Genomic DNA, 24,085 nt, shown 5'->3' on the forward strand with positions numbered 1-24,085 from the left:
GATTGTCGGCCGAGAAATTGGGGCTCGGCTGTTGACCGCACATTATCTTGTGTACTAAATAATCGTACACAAATTAAATGGAGAACTGAAATGGCACTCTACACCACACAGGCTCGCGTCACCGGCGGCCGCGCCGGCCATGGCGAAACCAGCGACGGCCTGCTCAAGGTCGACCTGGCTTTGCCTAGGGAACTCGGTGGACAGGGTGGCGCCACCAATCCCGAGCAGCTGTTCGCGGTCGGCTATGCCGCCTGCTTCGAAAGCGCCATCCGCTTCGTCGCGCGCAAGCAAAAGCTGCCGCTGACCGATGCGTCGGTGACCTCGACCGTCAGCCTGCTTCCCAACGGCGAAGGCTTCAAGCTCGGTGTCGCGCTCGCCGCCGAGACGAAGGGCCTTGATCAGGAGGCCGCGGAAGCGCTTGTATCGGAAGCGCACAAGATCTGCCCCTATTCGAACGCGATCAAGGGCAATGTCGAGGTGGCGCTTTCGACAGTGGCGCTTGCGGCAAAGGCAGCATGACGACGAAGACCGAAACCAGAGCCACAGAAGTCCCGGCGGATACCGCCGGGACGATCGCTGTTCCGCGCCTGGACCAGCAGCTCTGCTTCGCGCTCTATTCCGCGAGCGGGCTGATGACCAAATTTTACCGACCCCTGCTCGACCCGCTCGGCCTCACCTATCCGCAATATCTGGCGATGCTGGCGCTGTGGCAGCATGCGCCGAGCACGGTTGGCGAGCTCGGCGAGGCGCTGGGGCTGGATTCGGCGACGCTGACGCCGCTGCTCAAGCGGCTTGAGGTGGGTGGCCTGGTCACCCGCCGACGCGACCCAGCCGACGAGCGCCGCGTGCTGGTCGAACCGACCGCAAAGGGCCAGGCGCTGCGCGCACGCATCAAGGATGTATCCGCCGGCCTTGCCTGCGCCATGCCGCTGGAAGTCGAGGAGCTGAGGTCGCTGCACCGGACCTTGACCGGGTTTGTCGCAAAATTGCGTGACGCAGCGTCATCATCCTGACCCGTCGTTTGACGGTTTCCCTTGTGCTCGAAAGCGGCCTAGCTAGCCATAGCGGGTCACGGAAGAAATGCCGACCGCGAAGCGTTCTAAAACCGCGCCGGTTGAAGGCATTGGAATCCACTTTCACCGGACGCTGAGCACCGGACCGGCTTGCAAGCCGTCTGCGGACGGCTAAAGTCGCGCCTGGATTTTCATGTGAGCCCGGCTGCAAGCGGGCTTCTCATCCTGGAGTGTATCATGACCAAATCGAAACTGCTGCTGGCCGGCCTGCTGGCCTGTTTCCTCGCGCCCGTTGCTGCATGGGCGTCCGATGCGCTGCCCGACCTCGGCGGCAAGAAGGTGGTGGTGGTGACCGAAAACGCCTATCCGCCGCTGCAGTTCATCGACCCCAAGACCGGCAAGCAGATCGGCTGGGAATATGACGCGATGGACGAGATCGCCAAGCGGCTGAACTTCAAGGTCGAGTACCAGAACACCTCCTGGGATGCGATGATCCAGGCGGTTTCCGACAATCAGTACAACATCGGCATGACCGGCATCACCATCAAGGACGACCGCAAGGAGAAGGTCGATTTCTCCGACCCCTACATGCGTTCGGAACAGTTCATGCTGGTGCGCGGCGACGAAAGCCGCTTCACCGACGCCAAGACCTTCGCCGACTTCAAGGACGGGTTGATCGGCGCACAGGCCGGCACCACGCCGTTCTACACCGCGGTCTACAGCGTGCTCGACGGCAATGAGCAGAACCCGCGCATCAAGCAGTTCGAGACTTTTGGAGCCTCGGTGCAGGCGCTGAAGTCCGGTGATGTCGATGTCGTGCTGACCGACGGCACCGCCGGCAAGGGCTATGTCGACGCCTCCGGCGGCAAGCTCAAGCTGATCGGCGGCCCGCTCGGCACCGAGGATTTCGGCTTCATCTTCTCGAAAGGCTCGGACCTCGTGAAGCCGGTCAACGCCGCGATCGCCGCGCTCAAGGCGGATGGGACGATCGAGGCGCTCAACAAGAAGTGGTTTCTTGATTACAAGATGGGGCAGTAGGCCATCTTGGCGTTAGGGCCGGTAAAGCTGCCAATCTCCCCCCTTGCGGGGGAGATGCCCGGCAGGGCAGAGGGGGATGTGCAGGATCGCTCCCCTTTTATTTTGAGCTTCTCCAAAGAGAACCTGGCCAAGGGCCGCGACCGTGATCGGCTGAAAGGCTGGAGGGACAGCACCCCCCTCTGTCCTGCCGGACATCTCCCCCGCAAGGGGGGAGATCAGCAGATCTTGCGAAGGCAGCTGTTCGCCAGCGTTGGGGACTGATGTCCCCCGTCTCCACCCCCAAATCCGACTTCCCCTGGTGGCTTGCCGCCGCGATCGTTCTCGCGGTGATCGCCGCGCTCTACATTGCCACCAGCGATCTCTATGCCCAGGTCTTCGCCACCGTCGCCAAGGGCATCGGCATCACCGTCTTTGTCACCGTGGTCGCCTTTGCGCTGGCGTCGGCCATCGGCCTCGGCATTGCGCTGATGGGGTTGTCTGGGTCGCGCTGGCTCAGGCAAATCGCCCGCTTCTATGTCGAGATCATCCGTGGCGTGCCGATCCTGGTGCTGCTGTTCTGGATCGCCTTTGCCGGTGCGCCGGCCTTCGTCGCCGCCTGGAATGCGCTGACCGCGCCGCTGCAGAATGCCGGCCTGATGGGCGAGCTTTTGGTGCGCGACGTCTCGCTGTTGTGGCGGGCCATCATGGCGCTGACCATCGGCTATTCCGCCTTCATCTCCGAGGTCTTTCGCGCCGGCATCCAGTCTGTCGAGAAAGGCCAGATCGAGGCGGCCAAGGCGCTGGGTCTTTCGCGCACGCAACGTTTCCGGCTGATCGTGTTTCCGCAGGCGATCCGCACCATATTGCCGCCGCTCGGCAATGACTTCGTCGCCATGGTCAAGGATTCCTCGCTGGTCTCGGTGCTCGGCGTCGCCGACATCACCCAGATGGGCAAAATCTACGCCGCCGGCTCGTTCCGCTTCTTCGAGACCTATTCGATCGTCGCCTATATCTATCTCATCCTGACCGTCGGCCTGTCGCTGGCGCTGCGGGCGCTGGAGAAGCGGCTGCGCCGCGCGCTCGAGGAATAGAAGTCCCGCGGAGATCGGGCTACGATCGAGACCAGATAGTGCCGGGAGGATGCAAGCGATGAATGTCGACAAGGCCAATGCAGCGCTGGACTCCGTCTATTCGGCCGACACGCCAGAAACGCTGGCGCAAGCCTATGCCGACTGGGCCGCGACCTATGACAGCGAGACCGCTTCGCTCGGCTATTTGCTGCCGTTCCTGATTACCGCCTGGGTGGCGCGCCATGTGCCGGCTGGCGAAGGCCCGCTTCTCGATGCCGGCTGCGGCACCGGCCTGTCGGGCCCTTCGCTCAAGGCGCTTGGCTATCACGACATTGCCGGGCTCGACCTCTCCGACGACATGCTGAAGATCGCCGGCAGCCGCAATGCCTACAACGAGCTGAAACAGGCCATGCTCGGCGGTCCGCTGCCTTGGCCGGGCGGACATTTCCGCGCTTTCTTCTCGACCGGGGTGTTCACCATCAGCCACGCGCCGGCCTCCGGCCTGCACGAGCTTGTGCGCATCACCAGGAAGGGTGGCCATGCCATTTTCACCGTGCGCGACCAGGTGTTCGAAAGCGGCGGCTTCCAGGCCGTGTTCGACGCGCTGGAGCAGAACGGGAAATGGCGACCGGTAGAGCAAAGCTCGTGGTTCCGCTGCTACGCCATCGCCGAGCCGGATGCCTTGGTGAAGACGTTTGTGTTCGAGGTGCTTTGAGCACAGCCCTCTTCCCCTTCTCCACCTGTGGGAGAAGGTGGCCTCGCGAAGCGAGGTCGGATGAGGGGTGTTCCAGCTTGGCAAGGACGGCGATCCTTCCAACACCTCTCATCCGTCTCGGCGCTGCGCGCCGATCCACCTTCCCCCACAAGGGGGGAAGGGGAAGCCGCGCCGCTCTCTGCAATTGCCGAAAAGCCAAAACATTGGTATGAGCCACGCCATGGAAGAGCTTTTTGGCGATCCGGCCTACAAGGGTTTCGTGCTGCAGGACAGAAAACGCCTGCCGTCGCGCTTTTCTGCGCGCGTTTCGGGCGCGCTCACCAGCCGACTTAGCTAGGCCGCTTTCGCCGGGCCGAAGGCCTCCGGCGCGTCTGCCCTTCCCTATTTCAAATCGACGGATTTACGCACATGAGCGCACCGCGCACCCTCTACGACAAGATATTCGACGACCATGTCGTCGATCGCCAGGACGACGGCACCTGCCTGCTCTACATCGACCGCCACCTCGTCCATGAAGTGACCAGCCCGCAAGCCTTCGAAGGCCTACGCATGAGCGGCCGCAAGGTCCGGCATCCGGAAAAGACGCTGGCCGTGGTCGACCACAACGTCTCGACCTCGCCTGAGCGCAAGTTCGGCATCAAGAACGAGGAAAGCCGCATCCAGGTCGAGGCCTTGGCCAAGAACGCCAAGGATTTCGGCGTCGAGTATTATTCCGAAAACGATATCCGCCAGGGCATCGTCCACATCATCGGGCCGGAGCAGGGCTTTACGCTGCCGGGCATGACCATCGTCTGCGGCGACAGCCACACCTCCACGCATGGCGCCTTCGGCGCGCTGGCGCATGGCATCGGCACGTCAGAGGTCGAGCATGTGCTGGCGACGCAGACGCTGATCCAGCGCAAGGCCAAGAACATGCTGGTGCGTGTCGACGGCCAACTGCCGGAAGGCGTCACCGCCAAGGACATCATCCTTGCCATCATCGGCGAGATCGGCACCGCCGGCGGCACCGGCTATGTCATCGAATATGCCGGCGAGGCGATCCGCGCGCTGTCGATGGAAGGCCGCATGACGATCTGCAACATGTCGATCGAGGGCGGCGCGCGCGCCGGCCTGATCGCGGCCGACGAAACCACCTTCGCCTACGTCAAGGACAAGCCGCGTGCCCCGAAAGGCGCTGCCTGGGATGCCGCTCTCGAATACTGGAAGACACTGCAGTCCGACGAGGGTGCGCATTTCGACAAGGTGATCGTGCTCGACGCGGCCAAGCTGCCGCCGATCGTTTCCTGGGGCTCGTCGCCCGAGGATGTGGTTTCGGTGCAGGGCGTCGTTCCCAACCCGGAAGAGATCACGGACGAGAACAAGCGCAGCTCAAAGATCCGCGCGCTCGACTATATGGGGCTGACGCCTGGAACCAAGATCACCGACATCACGCTCGACCGCGTCTTCATCGGCTCCTGCACCAATGGCCGCATCGAGGATTTGCGCGCCGTGGCCAAGGTGGTCGAAGGCAAGACCGTGAGTGCGCATGTCGACGCGATGATCGTGCCGGGTTCCGGCCTGGTCAAGGAACAGGCGGAGGCCGAGGGTCTCGACAAGATCTTCATCGCGGCCGGTTTCGACTGGCGCGAGCCGGGCTGCTCGATGTGTCTCGCCATGAACGACGACCGGCTGAAGCCGCATGAGCGCTGCGCCTCGACATCGAACCGCAACTTCGAAGGACGGCAGGGCTTCAAGGGCCGCACCCATCTGGTGTCGCCGGCAATGGCGGCGGCGGCGGCGATCGCTGGCCATTTCGTCGACATCCGCGACTGGAAATAGTTTCCGGCGCGCAGCTCATAATCCATATCAGGCCCCGGACCGCATCGCGGTTCCGGGGCCTTTTTTCATCCGCTCTGCCCGCATATTCGCTCTGGCTTAACCGCTTGTTGGGGCTTGCGCTCTATGGTCTTCCCCGACGTCACGCGGGGAAGTCACCGTCCTTTGGACACCGGTCTGTTCATAGCGCTGCTCAATCCGACGATCGCGCTGGCGCTCGGCGCGGCGTTTCTCGTGCTATGGTTCTACCAGCGCCACCGGCCCTATCTGGCGGTGCTGGGCGTAAGCTATTGCGTATCCGCGCCCGGCTTCCTGCTGCAGTATTTTACCTTGCCCGTCGGCATGGTGCTGACCAAGCTCGCCTCCAACCTCTGCTTCACCTTCGCCGCGTGCTGCCTCGTCGGCGCGATCATCGCGCGCTACGGCAGGCGCGTGCCCTACGTCGCGATCGGCATTCTGGCGGGTGGCGGGCTGGCTGCGTTTTGCTGGTTCTTGTTTGTGGAGCCGGACCTCACCTGGCGCATCCTTTCCATCAATTTCGGTTTTGGCGGACTTAGTCTGCTGGTCGCCGCCGAGCTGCGCGCCGTGCGCGACAATGGCCCGACCGAAAAGATCCTGTTCGTGCTGTCGCTGCTGTCGGGGCTGAACTTCATCGGCCGGACGCTGCTCGTCGTCATCTCGCACGGGCCCTTCACCAGCTATGACGGGTTTTATGGCTCGTCCTACTGGACGACGGCACTGCTGACGCACGCGCTGCTGTCGTTGCTGATCGCGCTCTGCCTGTTCTCGGCCGCAGCACTCGACGTGATGAAGGCGCTGAAGACCGAGACGCATACCGACCCGCTGTCCGGCCTGCTCAATCGCAGGGGGTTTGAGGAGCGCGCCTTGCTGGTGCTGCAACACTGCGCCGCCGCCAAGGTGCCGGTCGCACTGGTGCTGGCCGATCTCGATCACTTCAAGGCGCTCAACGACAGGTACGGACACGCCGCGGGCGACCAGGTGATCGCCGACTTCGCGGCCAAGCTTCGTACCGCCGCCGGCGCGCGCGCCGTTGCCGGGCGCATCGGCGGCGAGGAGTTCGCCGTGCTTTTGTCGCTGAGCGACCTTGCCACGGCGCGGCTCTTTGCCGAGGCCGTGCGCACGCACTATTCGGCCGGCTGCGTCGACGGTCTGCCGCCGGGCACCAGAGTGACCGCGAGCTTCGGCGTCGCGGCGCGCACCGGCGACGAAGGGTTGGAGCCGCTGATGCGGCGTGCCGACGAGGCGCTCTACAAGGCCAAGAAGAACGGCCGCGACAGCGTGCGGCTGTCCTATGAGCGGGCCGAAACGGTGTTCATCCCGGATACAGGCAGCGCCAGCTAGAACGCCTCGCCGTTTCACGGAAACGGCGAGGCGCTCTATCTATTTGTTTGAGCATGATCTTAGCCGAAAACCGGATGCCACTTTTCGGGATCATGCTCGAAAGGGCGGCGTTAACGTCTTTTTCGCCCGTCGATGATTTGCTGTCGGCCCGGGCGCGAAAGAGGCCATGAGCAGCGCAGACGTCATTCTTGTCATCAACATGTGCGTTGCCGCCCTGCTGGCCGCGGCCTTCATGACGATCGCTGTTCATGGCGTCGGTCGTGCGGCGGCGCGCTGGCTGGCGTTCGGCTATGTCCTGGGCATAGTCTATTGTGTCATCGAGTTCAGCATCCCGGCCTTCGCCAATGCGCGGCCCCCAGTTGTCGCCGCCTTTGCTGTTTTCCTCGCCGCCACCATCGCCTTCAATGGCGGGCTCGCCCGCAAATACGGTGTGACGCCGCCTTGGGTGCCGATGCTGTTCTTCCTGGTCTTCGCCACCGTCGCTGTCTATTTCGTGCAGGACCTGCCGCGGCAATCGCTTGTCCGCATGATGGCCTACCAGCTTCCCTATGCCGCCATGCAATTCACCGGGCTGGCCATCGTCTGGTCGTCCAGGCAAAGGCGCGGGTGGCTCGACACCATTTTGATGACTGTCCTGGCCGCCAGTGCGGTGCAGTTCGCCTCAAAGCCATTCATTGCCGGGGTTCTGGGCGGCTGGGGCGCCAACCCGCAGTCCTATCTGCAGAGCAGCTACGCCTTGGTCTCGCAGTCGCTGGGTACCGTGTTTGCGCTGGCGCTCGCGCTTCTAATACTGGCCGTGCTGGTTCGCGACGTGCTGGCCGAGGCGACGTCCAAGTCGGAAACTGACATGCTCTCGCAGCTGCTCAATCGCGGCGGCTTCGAGCGCCATGCCAAGCTGGCGTTGCGCGACGCCACGCGCCGCGGCGTTCCTGTGGCGCTGGTCATTGCCGATCTCGATTATTTCAAGGGCATCAACGACAGTTTTGGCCATGCCTTCGGCGACCGCGTCATCGAGACCTTTGCGGGATTCCTGCGCGATGCCGCTGCCGACCATCATGTCGCCGGCCGCATCGGCGGCGAGGAGTTCGCCATTATCCTGCCGGGCACCAACCTTGCCGCCGCTAGGCTGTTTGCCGAGGGAACGCGCAGCGCCTTCGGCGCTTTGCCGATCGAGGGCCTGCCAGCCGACCACCGCTGCAGCGCCAGCTTCGGCGTCGCCGAACTTCATGCGGGGGAATATTTCTCCGACCTGCTACGGCGCGCCGACGATGCGCTCTATCAGGCCAAAGGCAGCGGCCGCAACTGCGTCCGCGTCTCGACCGGGCTAACCATCGTACGACAGCCGGCCACAAAGGCCGACCATAGCGATTGGTCTAGCGGCAAGGGCTGAGGTTGGGCATCTCGCCGTCGGAGAGGCCGTACATATAGGAGCGGCCCTTCACGAACACCGGCGGCTGATAGCAGCCACGTCTGGAGATGTGATCTGCCTCATCTTCATAAAGGACTTCCGGTTCTGCTTCCGGCTGGTCGGCGCTCGTGTAGTCGGACAATTTCTTGGCCAGTTTGCCTTCGCCGACGATGATGCGCTTGTAGCCGGCGGCGCTGTCGATGACGAGATTGCCGAAGGAATCGGCATAGACGCGGTCATGATGACGCGACCAGGCCATTGCCGGGGCAGCGAAGCCGAGACTGGCTGTCGCCAGCACAAGCACCGCAAGGCGCGTTCTTCCTGAATTCGAAAGCATGGTGTCCTCTCTGCTCTGGACCCGTTCGAATCGGAAATTAACCTTTTATTAACCTTTGTTAAGAGGGCAGGTGCTTCCAACGGCGATCTCTCGTCAAACATGGTTAATATCCGACGGGTTGGAAAACCCGCCGGCCATCTTTCGGCCATGCTTGACCGCACCATCGACCGGAAATTGGAACGACGCCCGGTGAGCTTGATCCTGGCGCAGCATCGCGGCTAGTTTCCCGCGCGGAGGACAATCACATGGCGTTACGCCGGGCCTATCGGATAACGCTCGCGCTTGTTGCCTTGCTGAGCACAGTTGCCTGCGTGCCGCAAAACAACGCGCCGAAGGCCGCAAGCGCTGCCGCTCCCGCCGTCTCGATGGCCCCCGGCGCACCTGTGACCGCTGCCCCCATCGCTGTCGAAACAGCCGCGCCGCAACCGCGCACCGCGACCTACAATTGCGCCGGTGGCGGCAGGATCACCATCGAGAATCTCGGCACATCGCTGCACGTGCTCAGCCCCGACGGCACTGCCGAGGATCTGCCGGCCTCCCCCGCCAACCAGAACAGCCGGTATGGCGCGGCCCATGACGCAATCGTGATCGACGGACGCGAGGCGCTGGTGATGAAGGGTGGGAAGACGCCGGTGACCTGCAAACGCTGACTCCGGATGCGCGGATATTTCAGGTAAGGCGGCTTGCGAACGGCAGATCGCGTCGGCAATAGCGGCTTTCGCCGATCCCATAGATGTTTCGTATGTCGTCCTGCCGGCAGGAATGCGGGAGCAATTGCGCGCAAGACGCCGATCCCCTAGATCATGCGACCCGATGCGTTCGGCAGAGGAATTCGCGTGATATCAGATCCAACCGCCTTCGAGCGCTATCGCAACACGGCTACCGAAAAGACCAACCTGCCGCGCCTGATAATCGGAACGGCCATCGTCGTCCTGTTCTGGGTGGCGATCACTTTGGTGGTGGTGCTTGGCGGCACCTATCTCGCCATCATTTGGCGTGTATTGCCGGGCGATCCGCGCGGGCCGCTACAGGGCTTTCTGGCCTCGCCCATCGGGATACTCACCGCGCTCACCTCGTTTGCCGGTATCTGGCTCGGCCTGTGGCTTGCCATGCGCTTCGTCCATGGCGAGCCGCTGACCGCGCTCTTTGGCGCCAGCCGCCGCGTCTCCCGGCAAGGCTTCGTCAAGGGCCTGATCGCGGTGCTGATCACCTCGGCGCTCTCCGAAGTCCTGCTCTATTTCCTGCAGCCCGAAATCGCGCGCGGCGCGATCAGCCTGTCGACCTGGCTGCTGTTCCTGATCCCGATCGTGGCGCTGGCGCTGCTGCAGACTTCGTCCGAGGAGATGCTGTTTCGCGGCTATCTGCTGCGCGGCCTGGCCAGGCGCTTCGAGAGCCCGTACGTCTGGGCACTGCTGCCCGCCTTGCTGTTCACCTCCTTGCATTGGAGCCCGGATTCGAGCCCCGCCATCAACGCCTGTGTGCTCGCCTCGATCGCCGCCTTCGCTCTGCTGTTGACGCTGGTGGTCTATGTCACCGGCAATCTCGGCACCGCCTTCGGTGCCCATCTCGGCAACAATCTCACCGGTTTCCTGCTAATCTCGCACCAGCAGAGCTACAATTCCTTCGCCCTGTTCAACGCCAAGCCGCTGGAAGGCCCCGACTGGACGACGACGGATGCGGTCATCATCGCCGCGATCGGCATCGTCTGCACCTTGCTGACGATCCTGCTGCTCCTGCACCCGCGCTCGCCGCTGAAGGTCACGACAGACCTTCGGGATGCAGCCAGGGTGAACTGAGCCAGGATCGGCGCAGAGACCCGGCAGGCCGCCCAAGTCTTGACTCTTCCGCCGATTTCCTGTCTACACGCCCCGAATTCCGCGACGAGTATCCCTCCGAGCAAGCCGACCAGGACGCCAAAACCTCTTTGAGGTGGGTGCTATAAACAGATCCTGGAGGCCAACACCCGGCAGCGCTGAGCGCCCCCGGGTGCTTTTTGGCTTTGCGCTTGCCCGGCTTTTGTTTGGACAAGCTCTTTTGTTTGGACACTTGGCGCGAACGCATTACCTCTCGGGCACCATCCGGGTGCCTGAGAAAAGGAAACAGAATGTTTGAATCACTTCAGGAGCGCCTTGGCTCCATCCTGAACGGCCTGACCGGCCGCGGCGCACTGTCGGAGGCTGATGTCTCGGCAGCGCTGCGCGAGGTGCGCCGTGCGCTGCTCGAGGCGGACGTGGCACTGGAAGTGGTGCGTTCCTTCACCGACAAGGTGCGCGAGAAGGCCGTCGGCGCCGCCGTCGTCAAGTCGATCAAGCCGGGGCAGATGGTCGTCAAGATCGTCCATGACGAGCTGGTCGACATGCTGGGCGCCGAGGGCGTCGCCATCGACCTCAACGCGCCGGCCCCCGTCGTCATCATGATGGTCGGCCTGCAGGGCTCCGGCAAGACGACGACCTCGGCCAAGATCGCCAAGCGGCTGACCGAGCGCCAGAACAAGAAGGTCCTGATGGCCTCGCTCGACACGCGGCGTCCCGCCGCGCAGGAGCAGCTCCGCCAGCTCGGCGAGCAGGTCAAGGTGGCGACGCTGCCGGTCATATCCGGCCAGAACCCGGTCGACATCGCACGGCGCGCCGTGCAGGCGGCCAAGCTCGGCGGCCACGACGTCGTCATCCTCGACACCGCCGGCCGTACCCACATTGACGAGCCGCTGATGGTCGAGATGGCCGACATCAAGAAGGTGTCGAGCCCGCACGAGATCCTGCTGGTCGCAGATTCGCTGACCGGCCAGGACGCCGTCAACCTGGCCAAGAGCTTCGACGAACGCGTCGGCATAACCGGCCTGGTGCTGACCCGCATGGATGGCGACGGCCGTGGCGGTGCCGCCCTTTCGATGCGCGCCGTCACCGGCAAGCCGATCAAGCTGATCGGCACCGGCGAAAAGATGGACGGGCTGGAGGAATTCCATCCCAAGCGCATTGCCGACCGCATCCTCGGCATGGGCGACATCGTTTCGCTGGTCGAAAAGGCTGCTGAAAACATCGACGCCGAGCAGGCGGCGGCGATGGCCAAGAAGATGCAGTCGGGCAAGTTCGATCTGAACGACCTTGCCGGCCAGCTTCAGCAAATGTCGAAAATGGGCGGCATGGGCGGCATCATGGGTATGATGCCCGGCATGGGCAAGATGAAGGACCAGATGGCCGCCGCCGGCCTCGACGACAAGATGTTCGGCCGCCAACTCGCCATCATCTCGTCGATGACCAAGGCCGAGCGCGCCAATCCCGATATTTTGAAACACTCGCGCAAGAAGCGCATTGCCGCCGGTTCCGGCACCGACGCCGCCGAAATCAACAAGCTCTTGAAGATGCATCGCGGTATGGCCGACATGATGAAGGCGATGGGCGGCAAGGGCAAAGGCGGCGGCCTGATGCGCGGCATGATGGGCGGCCTGGCCTCCAAGATGGGCCTCGGCGGCATGATGCCTGGTGGCCCCGGGGGTATGATGGGTGGCGGCATGCCAGACCTCTCCAAGATGGACCCCAAGCAGCTCGAAGCCTTGCAGAAGCAGGCGCAGGCCGCCGGCCTTGGCGGCATGAAGGGCCTGCCCAGTGGCCTTCCTGGCGGCGGTGGCCTGCCGGGTCTGCCTGGTGGCATGAAACTTCCGGGGCTTCCCGGCCTTGGCGGCGGCGGACTGCCCGGGCTTGGGAAGAAGAAGTGAGGACGCTATGAACGAAGAAAAGGACATGGCCGACGCCCGCATCATCTTGGCCGGCTATCGCGCTTCGATCGACAACATCGATGCCGCCCTCATCCACATGCTGGCCGAGCGCTTCCGCTGCACCAAGGCGGTCGGCGTTCTGAAGGCCGAGCATGGCCTGCCGCCGGCCGACCCGGCGCGTGAGCAGCAGCAGATCACCCGCCTTCGCCAGCTGGCGAAGGATGCCCATCTCGACCCCGATTTCGCGGAAAAATTCCTCAACTTCGTCGTCCGCGAAGTGATCCGCCATCATGAGCAGATCGCCGCGTCCAACGGCGCAAGCAAAGCCGGCTAAGTAAGTGCATGTCGCCCAAAAGTGCGCAGCGGTTTTGGGATAACGACCTGCACAAGACAAAAGCCACACCCTATCAATGAAATCAGAGCTTTTAGGAGAAATGAAATGGCACTGAAGATCAGACTGGCCCGTGCGGGCTCGAAGAAGCGTCCTTACTACCACGTCGTCATCGCCGACGCCCGTTCGCCGCGCGACGGCCGGTTCATCGAGTCGATCGGCTCGTGGAACCCGCTGCTGCCGAAGGACGGCGAGCGTGTCAAGGTCGACGCCGACCGCGTCAAGCACTGGCTGTCGCACGGCGCCCAGCCGACCGACCGCGTTCTGCGCTTCCTCGACGAGGCCGGCCTGCTCAAGCGCGAAGCCCGCTCCAACCCGAAGAAGGCCGAGCCGGGCAAGAAGGCGCAGGAACGCGCCGCTCTGCTGAAGAAGGCACAGGAAGACGCAGCAGCAGCCGTTGCCGCCGCTGCCGCGGCCCCGGCCGAGGCGGAAGCCGCCACCGCCGAGTAAGCATTCGCTTCATCGCTTTAAGAAAACGGCGGGCCAAGGCCCGCCGTTTTTCGTTGACGTCCGCTTAATAGCCATCCGGGCAGCGAGCGATATAGACACGCCCATAGCGGTCCCGATAGCGGCAACGGTCCGGTTCGTTGGCCCGGCCGATCAGTGCTCCTGCAACGGCACCAACCGCGCCGCCAACGACGGCCCCTTCCACGGGATCATTTGCGACCGCAGCGCCTATGGCCGCTCCGCCCAGGCCGCCGACAGCCGCGCCTTTTTCCGTTTGCGAACAGGCGCCGAGCGCCGTTGCCAAGACCAGAATGGTAAGAATTTTCTTCATTGTCGTTCCTCCAAACGGAAAGCGCCTCCACGCGCCTTGGCTCGACAACGCATGACACCGTGAATTGATCCATTGGAGGCAACGATGCGTTCCGGCCCATCCGGCCGGTGCGGCTCGTCCTATTTCTCGGTCGCCCTTTTCAGGTTGGCGAGGCCCGTCTCGAAATCCTTGCCGATCAGCGTGTCGAAATTCATGAACAAGCCCATCAGCTTGGCAATGAAGGGCCGGCTGCCGCGCATCGCCCAGGTGACGCTGGTGGTGTCACTGGCCGGCTTCAGGGTGAAGTCGACGCTGTTGTTGGCCCGGAACGGCTTCTCGAAGTCGAGTTTCAGCGACACCAGCGAGGACGGCACGGAATTGACGATCTCCATGCGCCCCTTGCCGGCCTTGGCATTGCCTTCCCAGGCATAGGCCGCGCCCTTGCCGCTTTCGCCGCCGGACAGCGTGCGCTTCATCTCCGGGTCGAGCTTTTCATAGGGCGACCATTCGGGCCAGCGCTTGAAATCGTTGATCAGCGGAAAGATCGCTTCCGGCGCGGCCTTGATGCTGGCCGTGCGGCTGGTGACGAAATCACTCGGCCGTGTCGCGGCATAGACAAGGACGGCGGCGATGATGACGACCAGGATGATGAGGATGGTGCTGAACATCTCTTTCTCCTTTGCGCTTATTCGCTGAACGGGATCAGGGCGCGCACCCTTGGGTCGCGCAGATACAGGCCGCTCCACAGGATGATGCCGAGATAGACGCCGAACAGCGTGTGCGAGAACAACGGGCTGCCGACGCGCATATTGGTGGCGATGGCGCCGCCGAGATAGCCGGTGAGCAGGATGGCGCCGAGCACCGAGGTGCGCGGCAGCGCGTAGAGCGCCGTCGAGATTAGCCCGATGATGCCGAGCATACGCGCGACATTGGCGTCACCCGGCCAGCCGAGCGGCACCATGGTCTGGGTGACGACATCGAGCGGCGGCAGCTTGATGACGCCATCGAAGATCATGAACAGGATAATGAGACCGCTGAGCACGCGGCCGATCCACAAGGTGCCCGGCGAGACGGGCGTGGTTTGAGAAATGCTCACGGGTGTTCCCTCCTAGGTGATTTGAGCCGTTTGCTGGCTTCGAACCAAGGACGCTGCATGAGGCAGCGATCCTACAGGACAGGGATTCTTTTTGATCTGAAGGATGGCAAGGTCTTGTTTTTCCGCCGGTTCTTTCCACCGCCTGCCCGGCAGGCAGAGGGAGTGCTGTCCTTCCATCTTAGATCACGGAACGTGTGCCGCTCAGACTATCGGCGTTCGCCAGTGACGGGTATTGATGGGCTGGGCGAGAGACGAGCGAATGACGGGCGAGACCGATCTGAAAAAGCTGCTGGCGGCGATGACGCCGCAATTGCTGCCAGGCGTTTATGTGTTCGTCACCTTGGCACCCGGCGCTGCGCAGCCGGAAGGCCTCGACCCGGTGATGATTTTTCGCGAGCGCGAAGGCCTGACGTTGATCCTCACCGAGGATGCAGCCCGTGCCGCAGGGCTGGCCGCTTCGTTCCGCTGCCGGATGATCACGCTGAACATCCATTCGTCGCTGGACGCCGTCGGCTTCCTCGCCGCCATCACCGCCCGCCTGGCCGCCGCCGGCATGGGCGTCAATCCGGTCTCGGCCTTTTATCACGACCATCTGTTCGTGCCCGCCGACCGGGCCGAGGAAGCGATGGAGTTGTTACGTCAATTGGCCAGGGACAGTGCCGGCTGAGCTATCAGGCTCGGCGCACGTAAAAAATATCCGGCAGGCCTTCTTCGTTGGTCGTGCCATCGCCGAATGCCTCGGCGCGAAAGGCGTGACGCTCGTAGAAGCGCCGGGCGCCGGTGTTGGACTGGAAGCAGTGTAGCTTCACCACGGGCAGCGCGGCGGTCGCTTGCGTCAACAGCCGGTTGCCGATGCCTTGGCCCATCCAGTCCGGGTCGAGATAGAGTTGCTCCACCCAATCGCCGCTGGCGGCAATGAAGCCGACAATTGCCTTGTCGACCTCGGCGACCGTCACCTGCTGCCGCGGCAGCACGATGTCGCGGATGAACGCAAGGTCCTCGGCTGGCGTGTGGATGACCGGCATCCAGTCGAACGAACCAAGCGCTGCCCGCATGATAATGGCGATGGCAGCAGCGTCGGGGCTAACCGCGGGACGCAGGATAATGTCTGCAGGCTGAGTGCTAGTCATGAAGAGAACGCCAACGTCTCACTCCGCTGGAACACCCCTCAACCGTCTCGGCGCTGCGCGCCGATCCACCGCCCGGGGGCGAGCCGCGGGTCTCGCCCCGTCCTTCGGACCCCACAAGGGGAGAAGGAAGAGGCTGCCCGGCCGAAGGCCGAGCCCGCGACTGCGGGCCGCCGGCTTTCCGGCGCCCCGCGGAGGGCCCGCCGCGGCAGCGGCGATACGGCCCGTGAGCGAAAACTAGACCGCCGTCAGGCCGCCTTCTTCTTCGGCTGGATCAGGCCGCGCTCGACCAGCAGTTCGGCGATCTGCACCGCATTGAGCGCCGCGCCCTTGCGCAGATTGTCGGCGACGATCCACATCGACAGGCCGTTGTCGATGGTCGAATCCTCGCGGATGCGCGAGATGAAGGTGGCGTCCTCGCCGGCCGATTCCAGCGGCGTGATGTAGCCGCCGTCCTCGCGCTTGTCCAAGACCTGGCATCCCGGCGCTTCGCGCAGGATGTCGCGCGCCTCGTCGGCGGTGATCGGCTTTTCGAACTCGATGTTGACCGCTTCCGAATGGCCGATGAACACCGGCACGCGCACGCAGGTCGCCGTCAGCTTGATCTTGGGATCGAGCATCTTCTTGGTCTCGGCGACCATCTTCCACTCTTCCTTGGTGAAACCGTCGTCGAGGAAGACGTCGATATGCGGAATGACGTTGAAGGCGATGCGCTTGGTGAACTTCTTGACGTCGACCTGGTCGGCGACGAACACCGCGCGCGTCTGCGTGAACAGCTCGTCCATGCCTTCCTTGCCGGCGCCCGACACCGACTGGTAGGTGGCGACGACGACGCGCTTGATGGTGGCGAAGTCATGCAGCGGCTTCAGCGCCACGACCAGCTGCGCCGTCGAGCAGTTCGGGTTGGCGATGATGTTCTTGCGCGAAAACAGCGAGATCGCGTCCGGGTTCACTTCCGGCACGATCAGCGGCACGTCCTGATCGTAGCGGAACGCCGACGAATTATCGATGACGACGCAGCCCTGCTTGCCGATCTTCGGCGACCATTCCTTGGAGACATTGCCGCCGGCCGACATGATGCAGATGTCGGTGTCGGAAAAATCATACTGGTCGAGCGTCTTGACCTTCAGCGTCCGGTCGCCGAACGACACCTCGGTGCCTTGGCTGCGCCGCGAGGCCAGTGCCACGACTTCGCTTACCGGAAAGCCGCGCTCTTCCAGTATGTTGAGCATTTCGCGGCCCACATTGCCCGTGGCGCCGACTACTGCAACCTTGAAACTCATTCGAAATCTCCTGTCCCTCTCCGCTTGGTTTTTGGAGAAAACCCGCCGGCCAATGCGGGTTCCGTCCCCCGGGCCGGACCCGGGAGAGGGTGGTTAGGCCAAGGGAATCACACCGTTTTGGTGGTGGTTTTGCCAGTTTTATCGGCCCAGAATGCGGTTTTGGTTGAACGGTAAGACGCGCGAACGCGCCCGGCCAGATGATTGTAGCCGGGGAAGTCGAATGCAAGAAGCGCCATCAGAAGGCCGCGCATCGAAATGATCCCGTTCGATGCCGGCTTTTACGCGGTTTGCGTCAGGAGTCAATTGCAGCGAGGCACTTGCGTGCCCTGTACATTGGCGGCGGCAAGAAGTACGAACGGCCAAGATCGTTGGGCTTGTGGCGCTGATGGCGCTCGCCGACGGATGACCCATTGCCGGGCATACAGAATCCGAATTCCGAAAGAGTAACATGTCCAATTTCGAAGGTATCGTTCCTGCGCTGGCAGAGGCGCTGGAAAAACGTGGCTATGTCGAGCTGACGCCGGTGCAGAAGGCGGTGCTCGAGCTCGGCGAGGCTGACGCGCTGGTGTCGGCGCAGACCGGATCCGGCAAGACCGTCGCCTTCGGCCTGGCATTGGCGCCGACGCTGCTTGGAGGCGCCGAGCGCTTTGGCCCGGCTGGCGTGCCTTTGGCATTGGCGGTGGCGCCGACCCGCGAGCTGGCCTTGCAAGTCACGCGCGAGCTGCAATGGCTCTACGCGCCGACCGGCGCGACTGTCGCTTCCTGCGTCGGCGGCATGGATATGCGCTCCGAACGGCGCGTGCTGGAGCGTGGTGCCCATATCGTCGTCGGCACGCCCGGCCGGCTGCGCGACCACATCACCCGCAATTCGCTCGACATGTCGGCGCTGAAGGCCGTGGTGCTGGACGAAGCCGACGAGATGCTCGATCTCGGCTTTCGCGAAGACCTCGAATTCATCCTCGACGCAGCACCTGCCCAGCGCCGCACGCTGATGTTTTCGGCCACCGTGCCGCGCTCGATCGCCACGCTGGCGCAGGGCTATCAGCGCGATGCCGTGCGCATCTCGGCCGGAGGCGAGGAAAAGCAGCATCTCGACATCGAGTACCGGGCGCTGAATGTCGCCTACCCCGACCGCGAGAACGCCATCATCAATGTGCTGCGCTTCTACGAGGCGAAGAACGCGCTGGTGTTCTGCAACACCCGCGCCGCCGTCAACCATCTGACCGCGCGCTTCAACAACCGCAATTTTTCCGTCGTGGCGCTGTCGGGTGAGCTCAGCCAGAATGAGCGCAGCCATGCGCTGCAGGCGATGCGCGACGGCCGCGCCAAGGTCTGCATCGCAACGGATGTCGCCGCGCGCGGCATCGACCTGCCCAATCTCGAACTGGTCATCCACGCGGATTTGCCGACCAATCCGGAAACGCTGCTGCACCGCAGCGGCCGCACCGGTCGTGCCGGACGCAAGGGCGTCAGCGCGCTGATCGTGCCCAACGGCGCCCGCAAGCGCACCGAGCGGCTGCTGCAGAATGCCGGGCTTAAGGCGACTTGGGCGAGCCCGCCCTCGGCCGACGACGTCATCAAGCGCGACGACGAGCGGATCCTTGCCGATCCGGCTTTCGACGAGCCGGTGGCCGATGACGAGCGCGGCTTCATCGACGCGCTTCTGGCCAAGCACGGCGCCGAACAGGTGGCAGCCGCTTTCGTGCGCCAGTGCCGCGCCAGCCGCTCGGCGCCCGAGGATCTCATGGACGTAGCGCCGTTCACGCCATCGCGTGAAAAACCGTCGGGCGAAAAGTTCGAACGCCGGGATGAGGCGCCCAGCCGTCGCGACGATTTCGGGGACAGCGTATGGTTCTCGCTGTCGATCGGACGGCGGCAGAACGCCGAGCCGCGCTGGCTGATCCCGATGCTGTGCCGCACCGGCAACATCTCCAAGCGCGAAATCGGCGCCATCAAGATGCAGCAGGAAGAAACCTTCGTGCAGATTGCGGCCGATTGGGCCGACCGCTTCCTCGCCGCCATCGGCCCTGACAAAAAGCTGCAGGGCAACATCGTTGTGAAGCGCCTGGACGGCACGCCCGACCTGTCGCGCGCCGGCTACCAGGCGCCCAAGCCCGACAAGAAGCCGCATCGCGGCAAGCGCCCGTTCGAGGCGCCGCAAACTGCGCACAAGCCGAAATTCGAGAAGCGCCCCGCCGGCGACGCAAAGCCGTGGGCCGGCAAACCGAAATTCGACAAGGCTGGACCGCCGAAGAACAAGAAGCCGAAGAAGCGGCCGGAGTAGTCTCTCGGGAGCCAGACGGGCAGGGGCCGTGGCGTCAACTACAGAAAGCCGGCGCCGCCCCTCATCGCCCTGCCGGGCACTTCTCCCCGTATAGTGACGGGGAGAAGGGGCTGGCTGCAGCCATGGCACCCTCCTTGCACCGCTGGCGATTGGCGAAATCACCGATGACAGCGTCCCTCGCCCCGTTTACGGGGAGAGGATGCCGGCAGGCAGGTGAGGGGCAGCGCCATCGCTGAACAGGCGAAGCCACCCCCTTGCAGTCCTTCGCAACTTTGAACAGTCTATCCCAACACGGGGGTGGGCTAAATGCGCGGCGAAGTTCTTCACTATGACGAGGCCCAAGGCTTCGGGTTCATCACCGGAGCCGACGGCAACCGCTATACATTCGCGCGCGAGGATCTGCGCCGCGATACGGTGATTGCCAAGGGCGCGGTGGTCGAGTTCCTGCCGGCCAGCGGCCAGGCGCGCGACGTTTTCTCAATCCGTGCCCAGGCCGCCGCGGCGGCGACCGCAGCTCCAGCGGCAAGCACCGCGCCACCCAAGCCCGCCGCCGCTTCAGCCGCGCCGCAGCCGCAGCATTTCGGCCGCCTGGCTGAAGGTGGCGCGGTCCACGATAGCGGACTGCCGGGTTATTTCTGGCGGGGCGTGACGCGCAACTACATCAACTTCGCCGAGCGCGCCCGCCGCAAGGAATTCTGGGCCTACTGCCTATTCTGGACCGTCAGCTTCATCCTGGTCGGTCTGGTCGGCGCCCTCACCGACCAGACGATAGGCAATTTCAATGACGGCAACGGGCCGATCGTGATGGTCGGCGTCTGGGGCCTGTTTGTGCTGGCGACGTTCCTGCCCTGGCTCGGCCTCATTGTCCGCCGGCTGCACGATATCGGCCTCACCGGCTGGCTCGTCCTGCTGATTCTCGTGCCGACCTTCGGCACCCTGGCCATCATCGTGTTCGGACTGATCCCGACCCAGGGCCACGAAAACCAGTGGGGGCCTGTGCCGCAGGGTGTCAGAGTTTAGAGAGTTCTTCTTAGCGCATCACCGGACAGCCTGAGAAACACCTTCTGCCCGTGCCGTTCGGCGCCGAGCCGGTCGTAGAAACGCAACGCGCCCTCGTTCCAGTCTTCGGTGGTCAGGTCTATGCGGCCGATTCCTTCCCTGAGGCAATGGCCGGCGAGAAAGCTGAGCAGCGCCCGTCCGGTGCCGGCGTTGCGGGCATCCTCGCGCACAAACAGGTCTTTCAGGAACATCAGTCGTTCGAGATCGATGCCGGGATGGGCGATCGCTACCGAGGCGAGGCCCGCAACCTTGCCGTCGGCGAAGGCAAGCGCGAAATGCGGATAGGCCGGGCTTTCATCGCCGAGCCATTTACGCGCCGTGGCCTTTGCCCGGCCATGATCGAGCGGCGCCTGCCGGTAGTGCGTCGCCATCTCGCAAAGTACGGTCGCAAGCGCTTCGGCGTCGTCGGTCGTCGCCCAGCGGACGTCGACCGCCATCGGATCAGCCAAGGAACTTGGCGATAATCGCATCGCCCATCTCGACCGTACCGACCTCGGTCATGCCTTCGGACAGTATGTCCTTGGTGCGCAGGCCGTCGTCGAGCACGGCAGCGATTGCGCCTTCGAGCTTGTCTGCCTCGGCGACCATCCCGAAGGAATAGCGCAGGCACATGGCGAAAGACGCGATCATGGCGATCGGGTTGGCGATGCCCTGGCCGGCAATATCGGGCGCCGAACCGTGCACCGGCTCGTACAGCGCCTTGCGCTTCTTGGTCTTCACGTCAGGCGCGCCGAGCGAGGCCGACGGCAGCATGCCGATCGAGCCCGTCAGCATGGCGGCAATGTCGGACAGCATGTCGCCGAACAGATTGTCGGTGACGATGACGTCGAATTGTTTTGGCCAGCGCACCAGCTGCATGCCGCCGGCATCAGCCAGCATGTGGTCGAGCTTGACGTCGACGTATCTGGCCTTGTGGGTCTGGGTGACGACCTCGTTCCACAGCACGCCGGATTTCATCACGTTGCGCTTTTCCATCGACGTGACGTGGTTCTTGCGGGTGCGCGCCAGCTCGAAGGCGACACCCGAAATGCGCTCGATCTCGAACGTGTCGTAGACCTGGGTGTCGATGCCGCGCTTCTGGCCGTTGCCGAGATCGATGATCTGCTTCGGCTCGCCGAAATAGACGCCGCCGGTGAGCTCGCGCACGATCAGGATGTCGAGGCCTTCGACCACCTCCTGCTTCAGCGAAGACGAGGCGGCAAGCGCCGGATAGCAGATGGCCGGGCGCAGATTGGCGAACAGCTCCATGTCCTTGCGCAGCCGCAAAAGCCCGGCCTCGGGGCGCACCTCATAAGGCACCTTGTCCCATTTCGGTCCGCCGACGGCGCCGAACAGCACGGCATCCGCCGCCATCGCCTTTGCCATGTCGGCATCGGAAATCGCCGCGCCATGCGCATCGTAGGCGCAGCCGCCGACCAGGCCTTCATCGGTGATAAAACCGCTGCCCAGCTTGGCGTTCATGGCCGCAATCAGCTTCTTCACCTCGGCCATCGCCTCGGGGCCGATACCGTCGCCGGCGAGCAGGAGAAGATTTTTCGAAGCCATCAGAACCGTCCCGATACTGTTTGGAGAAACCGCGGCCTTGCTAAACGCCAAGCGGGCTGCATGCAAGCCTGGAAGCGCAATCACCGATGCGAGAGAATATTGACCAATCTGCCGAACGGATCGCGCACATAAAAGCGCCGCACACCCCAGGGCTCGTCGGCCGGGCCGTATGATATGGCGAAGCCGGCGGCCTTCATGGCGTCGAGCGCCGCGTCGACATCATCGACCTCAATGGAGAGGTCCGGCACCGGCGTGCCCGAGCCGCCTTGAGCCATGAAGCTGATCTGCACCTGCATCCGTTCGTCGGAACCGTAGGTGACGATCCAGCCCTGATCCATCAGCACATCGAGGCCAAGCACGTCCTGATAGAAGCGTTTCGCCGCTGCCGCGTCCTGCGTCCCGATATTGGCGACGATGCGCCGGACCGTCATGGCTTTGGCCTCCTCATGCCGTGTGCCGCAGCGCCGTGACTTCGATCTCGATCTTCATCTCAGGCTTGTTGAGCTGGCACACGATCATCGTCGCCGCCGGGCGGATGTCGCCGAATGCCTCGCCGAGGATCGGGAAGACGACATCCACGAAGGCCTGGTCGGTGATGTAATAATGCGCCCGCACCACATCGGCCATCTCGAAGCCGCCGTCCCGAAGCGCCTTGGCGATGGTGGCGAGACAATTGCGCGTCTGCGCCTCGACCGTCTCCGGCATGGTCATCGTCGCATAATCGTAGCCGGTGGTTCCCGACACGAAACACCAGTCGCCTTGCACCACCGCACGCGAATAGCCGGCGGTCTTTTCGAAGGGCGAACCGGTTGAGATGAGGTTGCGCATGGGGGCCTCCTTGCAATCGTAGGCGCTCGTTTAGCAGAGGAGAGCCGAACCGGTCGTGGGCCAAGCCGAGCGAAGTGTTGTCACGAAGGTAATGCACAACTTCGGAGATTGGCCGAATCCTCCGCAGCTTCGTCATCCTATGGCGAAGCAAGGAGCGAAGCGACGCGGCGCAGACCATAGGATCCATGCCGGGACGTCTGTGCGTTGCCACGGTGAAGAATTCTGCAACGTTGCACTCTACGGCAACTGTCACGGCATGGATCCTCGGGTCTGCGCTCCGCTGCGCGTCGCTCCGCCCGTGGATGACGAAGTCGCGGCGGTCTCTCGCTCGCCTAGTTCCCCTGCGCCTTGTCAAACGCTTCCTTGATATCCGCCGGCCAGGTCTTCACGTCCGGCCACGCCTGCGGCTGGCCATCGTCGCCGCGGCGGGCGAAGTAGAGCGTCTGCTTGACCGGATCGACGGCCATGAAACCATCGCTGCCGCCGCAATCATGCGGCACGCAGCCGCTGGCATAGAAGGCGCCGGACGCCGTCTTTTCGGTGCCGCCGCCGACCAGCAGGCTGGTCGCCATGTCGGGCATGGTGTCGCCAAGCAGCGTCTTCGCCGCCTTGTAGACGGCCTCGTTGTGGAAGGCGTCGATGATGTTCTGGCACTTGGACGGATCGACATCTTTCCAGTCGGTGCCGGGCTCGGGCGCATATGTCAGGTCGCCTGAAATCGTCAGCCCTTCGCTGGGCGACCATTGCAGCGCCTGCTGCTCAGCGCCCGGCAACAGATAGGGCACGAAATAGATCGCATTATCGGCCACCGCCGCCGGCGGAGCGCCGCATTCGTCCTGCTCGACAGTAAGGCTCTGGATCTCGCCGCCCTCTGGCTTCCAGACGATCACCGTGGCCGGGCCGCACTGGTTGCCGCCATCGCCGACATTGACCAGCGCCACGTTGACGGCGCCGACCTTGACCACCTTGTCGAAGAACACGTCGTAGTTGCTGGCCAGCTGCTTGCCGTCATAGGCCAGCACCTTCTCGCCATACTCTTCCTGCTGGGTGATGGTCAGCTGCCCACCCTCGAACGGGATCGGCCCTTGGCTGTCATCGCCGGCCAGGGCCGTATTGCTCGACGCGCCCGGGTCGGCGGCCTCGCCGGACGGATCTTCAGCCGGCACCAGCACCGTGTCGGTTTGTGCATGCGCGCCAGCCACCGGCATCAGCATCCACGCCAACACGCAGGCGCCGGCAAGAAGCGAACGTGTCATGACTGTCCCC

The 24,085-nt window shown here is 63.7% G+C and carries 29 protein-coding genes; 17 read left to right on the forward strand and 12 right to left on the reverse strand.

Annotated elements, in window-relative coordinates:
• Nucleotides 1-90 precede the first annotated feature (90 nt).
• The 9 genes from AC1D1N_RS03220 to AC1D1N_RS03260 all read left to right on the forward strand — a co-directional run bounded on the left by AC1D1N_RS03220 (nt 91) and on the right by AC1D1N_RS03260 (nt 8,382).
• Nucleotides 91-519 carry an organic hydroperoxide resistance protein gene (locus tag AC1D1N_RS03220; RefSeq protein ID WP_436262430.1) on the forward strand — a complete coding sequence of 143 codons (429 nt, stop codon included), beginning with the start codon at nt 91-93 and terminating at the stop codon, nt 517-519.
• Complete coding sequence (locus tag AC1D1N_RS03225; protein WP_477346553.1) at nt 516-1,013, forward strand: MarR family winged helix-turn-helix transcriptional regulator; 498 nt, start codon at nt 516-518, stop codon at nt 1,011-1,013. The genes AC1D1N_RS03220 and AC1D1N_RS03225 overlap by 4 nt, the downstream gene beginning before the upstream one ends.
• A gap of 237 nt (nt 1,014-1,250) precedes the next feature.
• Nucleotides 1,251-2,051 carry a transporter substrate-binding domain-containing protein gene (locus tag AC1D1N_RS03230; protein ID WP_477346555.1) on the forward strand — a complete coding sequence of 267 codons (801 nt, stop codon included), beginning with the start codon at nt 1,251-1,253 and terminating at the stop codon, nt 2,049-2,051.
• A 260-nt stretch (nt 2,052-2,311) separates the two neighbouring features.
• Nucleotides 2,312-3,121 (forward strand): amino acid ABC transporter permease, encoded by an 810-nt coding sequence (locus AC1D1N_RS03235; protein ID WP_477346557.1) that lies wholly within the window; start codon nt 2,312-2,314, stop codon nt 3,119-3,121.
• Nucleotides 3,122-3,179: 58 nt separating this feature from the next.
• A complete protein-coding gene (locus tag AC1D1N_RS03240) occupies nt 3,180-3,815 on the forward strand; it encodes a class I SAM-dependent DNA methyltransferase (protein ID WP_477346559.1) in 636 nt (211 codons plus the stop codon).
• A 67-nt stretch (nt 3,816-3,882) separates the two neighbouring features.
• Nucleotides 3,883-4,152 (forward strand): hypothetical protein, encoded by a 270-nt coding sequence (locus AC1D1N_RS03245; protein ID WP_477347391.1) that lies wholly within the window; start codon nt 3,883-3,885, stop codon nt 4,150-4,152.
• A 71-nt stretch (nt 4,153-4,223) separates the two neighbouring features.
• The gene (gene leuC / locus AC1D1N_RS03250; protein ID WP_112560122.1) at nt 4,224-5,633 is read left to right on the forward strand and encodes a 3-isopropylmalate dehydratase large subunit; all 1,410 of its coding nucleotides are present in this window, start codon (nt 4,224-4,226) and stop codon (nt 5,631-5,633) included.
• 162 nt (nt 5,634-5,795) lie between these two features.
• Nucleotides 5,796-6,992, forward strand: a complete 1,197-nt coding sequence (locus tag AC1D1N_RS03255; protein WP_477346562.1) for a GGDEF domain-containing protein — start codon at nt 5,796-5,798, stop codon at nt 6,990-6,992.
• Between the two features lie 166 nt (nt 6,993-7,158).
• On the forward strand, nt 7,159-8,382 hold the full coding sequence (locus AC1D1N_RS03260; protein ID WP_477346564.1) for a GGDEF domain-containing protein: 1,224 nt from the start codon (nt 7,159-7,161) through the stop codon (nt 8,380-8,382).
• On the opposite strand, the gene AC1D1N_RS03265 is transcribed toward AC1D1N_RS03260, so the two are convergent.
• Complete coding sequence (locus tag AC1D1N_RS03265) at nt 8,366-8,737, reverse strand: hypothetical protein (protein ID WP_352556922.1); 372 nt, start codon at nt 8,735-8,737, stop codon at nt 8,366-8,368. The two genes, AC1D1N_RS03260 and AC1D1N_RS03265, sit on opposite strands and share 17 nt — an antisense overlap.
• 245 nt (nt 8,738-8,982) lie before the next feature.
• Between AC1D1N_RS03265 and AC1D1N_RS03270 the strand changes: the two genes are divergently transcribed.
• The 5 genes from AC1D1N_RS03270 to rpsP all read left to right on the forward strand — a co-directional run bounded on the left by AC1D1N_RS03270 (nt 8,983) and on the right by rpsP (nt 13,290).
• Complete coding sequence (locus AC1D1N_RS03270; protein ID WP_436262105.1) at nt 8,983-9,387, forward strand: hypothetical protein; 405 nt, start codon at nt 8,983-8,985, stop codon at nt 9,385-9,387.
• A 186-nt stretch (nt 9,388-9,573) separates the two neighbouring features.
• Nucleotides 9,574-10,533, forward strand: coding sequence for a lysostaphin resistance A-like protein (locus AC1D1N_RS03275; protein WP_477346567.1), 960 nt, complete (start codon nt 9,574-9,576; stop codon nt 10,531-10,533).
• A gap of 308 nt (nt 10,534-10,841) precedes the next feature.
• On the forward strand, nt 10,842-12,449 hold the full coding sequence (gene ffh, locus AC1D1N_RS03280) for a signal recognition particle protein (protein ID WP_112560128.1): 1,608 nt from the start codon (nt 10,842-10,844) through the stop codon (nt 12,447-12,449).
• Between the two features lie 7 nt (nt 12,450-12,456).
• Entirely contained in the window at nt 12,457-12,783 is a 327-nt protein-coding gene (locus AC1D1N_RS03285; RefSeq protein ID WP_112560129.1) for a chorismate mutase, read from the forward strand.
• A gap of 105 nt (nt 12,784-12,888) precedes the next feature.
• Nucleotides 12,889-13,290, forward strand: a complete 402-nt coding sequence (gene rpsP, locus AC1D1N_RS03290; RefSeq protein ID WP_112560130.1) for a 30S ribosomal protein S16 — start codon at nt 12,889-12,891, stop codon at nt 13,288-13,290.
• Nucleotides 13,291-13,354: 64 nt separating this feature from the next.
• Here the strand turns inward: rpsP and AC1D1N_RS03295 are convergent, their stop codons facing one another.
• From AC1D1N_RS03295 to AC1D1N_RS03305, 3 genes are all read right to left on the reverse strand, one after another.
• Nucleotides 13,355-13,618, reverse strand: coding sequence for a glycine zipper domain-containing protein (locus tag AC1D1N_RS03295; protein ID WP_352586425.1), 264 nt, complete (start codon nt 13,616-13,618; stop codon nt 13,355-13,357).
• 119 nt (nt 13,619-13,737) lie between these two features.
• A complete protein-coding gene (locus AC1D1N_RS03300; RefSeq protein ID WP_477346569.1) occupies nt 13,738-14,265 on the reverse strand; it encodes an SRPBCC family protein in 528 nt (175 codons plus the stop codon).
• Between the two features lie 17 nt (nt 14,266-14,282).
• Nucleotides 14,283-14,693 (reverse strand): DoxX family protein, encoded by a 411-nt coding sequence (locus AC1D1N_RS03305; RefSeq protein ID WP_477346571.1) that lies wholly within the window; start codon nt 14,691-14,693, stop codon nt 14,283-14,285.
• Between the two features lie 259 nt (nt 14,694-14,952).
• On the opposite strand from AC1D1N_RS03305, the gene AC1D1N_RS03310 reads away from it, so the two are divergent.
• Complete coding sequence (locus tag AC1D1N_RS03310) at nt 14,953-15,360, forward strand: ACT domain-containing protein (RefSeq protein ID WP_477346573.1); 408 nt, start codon at nt 14,953-14,955, stop codon at nt 15,358-15,360.
• Between the two features lie 4 nt (nt 15,361-15,364).
• On the opposite strand, the gene AC1D1N_RS03315 is transcribed toward AC1D1N_RS03310, so the two are convergent.
• The 3 genes from AC1D1N_RS03315 to AC1D1N_RS03325 form a co-directional block, all read right to left on the reverse strand.
• A complete protein-coding gene (locus AC1D1N_RS03315; RefSeq protein ID WP_477346575.1) occupies nt 15,365-15,823 on the reverse strand; it encodes an N-acetyltransferase family protein in 459 nt (152 codons plus the stop codon).
• 245 nt (nt 15,824-16,068) lie between these two features.
• On the reverse strand, nt 16,069-17,103 hold the full coding sequence (locus AC1D1N_RS03320) for an aspartate-semialdehyde dehydrogenase (protein WP_192251342.1): 1,035 nt from the start codon (nt 17,101-17,103) through the stop codon (nt 16,069-16,071).
• 107 nt (nt 17,104-17,210) lie between these two features.
• Complete coding sequence (locus AC1D1N_RS03325; RefSeq protein ID WP_477346577.1) at nt 17,211-17,354, reverse strand: hypothetical protein; 144 nt, start codon at nt 17,352-17,354, stop codon at nt 17,211-17,213.
• 197 nt (nt 17,355-17,551) lie between these two features.
• On the opposite strand from AC1D1N_RS03325, the gene AC1D1N_RS03330 reads away from it, so the two are divergent.
• Both AC1D1N_RS03330 and AC1D1N_RS03335 read left to right on the forward strand, forming a co-directional pair.
• Nucleotides 17,552-19,387: a DEAD/DEAH box helicase gene (locus tag AC1D1N_RS03330; protein WP_477346579.1), complete on the forward strand. Its 1,836-nt coding sequence runs from the start codon at nt 17,552-17,554 to the stop codon at nt 19,385-19,387.
• 306 nt (nt 19,388-19,693) lie between these two features.
• Nucleotides 19,694-20,407, forward strand: a complete 714-nt coding sequence (locus AC1D1N_RS03335) for a DUF805 domain-containing protein (RefSeq protein WP_436262115.1) — start codon at nt 19,694-19,696, stop codon at nt 20,405-20,407.
• Here AC1D1N_RS03335 and AC1D1N_RS03340 read toward each other — a convergent pair.
• The 5 genes from AC1D1N_RS03340 to AC1D1N_RS03360 all read right to left on the reverse strand — a co-directional run bounded on the left by AC1D1N_RS03340 (nt 20,404) and on the right by AC1D1N_RS03360 (nt 24,075).
• Nucleotides 20,404-20,883, reverse strand: a complete 480-nt coding sequence (locus AC1D1N_RS03340; RefSeq protein ID WP_477346581.1) for an N-acetyltransferase family protein — start codon at nt 20,881-20,883, stop codon at nt 20,404-20,406. The two genes, AC1D1N_RS03335 and AC1D1N_RS03340, sit on opposite strands and share 4 nt — an antisense overlap.
• 4 nt (nt 20,884-20,887) lie before the next feature.
• Nucleotides 20,888-21,991: a 3-isopropylmalate dehydrogenase gene (gene leuB, locus AC1D1N_RS03345; RefSeq protein ID WP_477346583.1), complete on the reverse strand. Its 1,104-nt coding sequence runs from the start codon at nt 21,989-21,991 to the stop codon at nt 20,888-20,890.
• Between the two features lie 80 nt (nt 21,992-22,071).
• Complete coding sequence (locus AC1D1N_RS03350) at nt 22,072-22,422, reverse strand: VOC family protein (protein ID WP_477346585.1); 351 nt, start codon at nt 22,420-22,422, stop codon at nt 22,072-22,074.
• A gap of 13 nt (nt 22,423-22,435) precedes the next feature.
• Complete coding sequence (locus AC1D1N_RS03355; protein WP_477346587.1) at nt 22,436-22,819, reverse strand: RidA family protein; 384 nt, start codon at nt 22,817-22,819, stop codon at nt 22,436-22,438.
• Nucleotides 22,820-23,151: 332 nt separating this feature from the next.
• A complete protein-coding gene (locus tag AC1D1N_RS03360) occupies nt 23,152-24,075 on the reverse strand; it encodes a hypothetical protein (RefSeq protein WP_477346589.1) in 924 nt (307 codons plus the stop codon).
• Nucleotides 24,076-24,085: the final 10 nt, after the last annotated feature.

The organism is Mesorhizobium sp. P2_B5 (genome assembly GCF_056404775.1).

Coding starts and splice junctions, on each gene's coding strand:
- AC1D1N_RS03330 (WP_477346579.1), top strand. CDS start 17,552: ATGTCCAATTTCGAAGGTATCGTTCCTGCGCTGGCAGAGGCGCTGGAA.
- AC1D1N_RS03230 (WP_477346555.1), top strand. CDS start 1,251: ATGACCAAATCGAAACTGCTGCTGGCCGGCCTGCTGGCCTGTTTCCTC.
- AC1D1N_RS03310 (WP_477346573.1), top strand. CDS start 14,953: ATGACGGGCGAGACCGATCTGAAAAAGCTGCTGGCGGCGATGACGCCG.
- AC1D1N_RS03240 (WP_477346559.1), top strand. CDS start 3,180: ATGAATGTCGACAAGGCCAATGCAGCGCTGGACTCCGTCTATTCGGCC.
- ffh (WP_112560128.1), top strand. CDS start 10,842: ATGTTTGAATCACTTCAGGAGCGCCTTGGCTCCATCCTGAACGGCCTG.
- AC1D1N_RS03295 (WP_352586425.1), bottom strand. CDS start 13,618: ATGAAGAAAATTCTTACCATTCTGGTCTTGGCAACGGCGCTCGGCGCC.
- AC1D1N_RS03360 (WP_477346589.1), bottom strand. CDS start 24,075: ATGACACGTTCGCTTCTTGCCGGCGCCTGCGTGTTGGCGTGGATGCTG.
- AC1D1N_RS03270 (WP_436262105.1), top strand. CDS start 8,983: ATGGCGTTACGCCGGGCCTATCGGATAACGCTCGCGCTTGTTGCCTTG.
- AC1D1N_RS03355 (WP_477346587.1), bottom strand. CDS start 22,819: ATGCGCAACCTCATCTCAACCGGTTCGCCCTTCGAAAAGACCGCCGGC.
- AC1D1N_RS03340 (WP_477346581.1), bottom strand. CDS start 20,883: ATGGCGGTCGACGTCCGCTGGGCGACGACCGACGACGCCGAAGCGCTT.
- AC1D1N_RS03220 (WP_436262430.1), top strand. CDS start 91: ATGGCACTCTACACCACACAGGCTCGCGTCACCGGCGGCCGCGCCGGC.
- AC1D1N_RS03315 (WP_477346575.1), bottom strand. CDS start 15,823: ATGACTAGCACTCAGCCTGCAGACATTATCCTGCGTCCCGCGGTTAGC.
- AC1D1N_RS03260 (WP_477346564.1), top strand. CDS start 7,159: ATGAGCAGCGCAGACGTCATTCTTGTCATCAACATGTGCGTTGCCGCC.
- AC1D1N_RS03300 (WP_477346569.1), bottom strand. CDS start 14,265: ATGTTCAGCACCATCCTCATCATCCTGGTCGTCATCATCGCCGCCGTC.
- rpsP (WP_112560130.1), top strand. CDS start 12,889: ATGGCACTGAAGATCAGACTGGCCCGTGCGGGCTCGAAGAAGCGTCCT.
- AC1D1N_RS03225 (WP_477346553.1), top strand. CDS start 516: ATGACGACGAAGACCGAAACCAGAGCCACAGAAGTCCCGGCGGATACC.
- AC1D1N_RS03325 (WP_477346577.1), bottom strand. CDS start 17,354: ATGCGCGGCCTTCTGATGGCGCTTCTTGCATTCGACTTCCCCGGCTAC.
- AC1D1N_RS03235 (WP_477346557.1), top strand. CDS start 2,312: ATGTCCCCCGTCTCCACCCCCAAATCCGACTTCCCCTGGTGGCTTGCC.
- AC1D1N_RS03285 (WP_112560129.1), top strand. CDS start 12,457: ATGAACGAAGAAAAGGACATGGCCGACGCCCGCATCATCTTGGCCGGC.
- AC1D1N_RS03320 (WP_192251342.1), bottom strand. CDS start 17,103: ATGAGTTTCAAGGTTGCAGTAGTCGGCGCCACGGGCAATGTGGGCCGC.
- leuB (WP_477346583.1), bottom strand. CDS start 21,991: ATGGCTTCGAAAAATCTTCTCCTGCTCGCCGGCGACGGTATCGGCCCC.
- AC1D1N_RS03265 (WP_352556922.1), bottom strand. CDS start 8,737: ATGCTTTCGAATTCAGGAAGAACGCGCCTTGCGGTGCTTGTGCTGGCG.
- AC1D1N_RS03335 (WP_436262115.1), top strand. CDS start 19,694: ATGCGCGGCGAAGTTCTTCACTATGACGAGGCCCAAGGCTTCGGGTTC.
- AC1D1N_RS03350 (WP_477346585.1), bottom strand. CDS start 22,422: ATGACGGTCCGGCGCATCGTCGCCAATATCGGGACGCAGGACGCGGCA.
- leuC (WP_112560122.1), top strand. CDS start 4,224: ATGAGCGCACCGCGCACCCTCTACGACAAGATATTCGACGACCATGTC.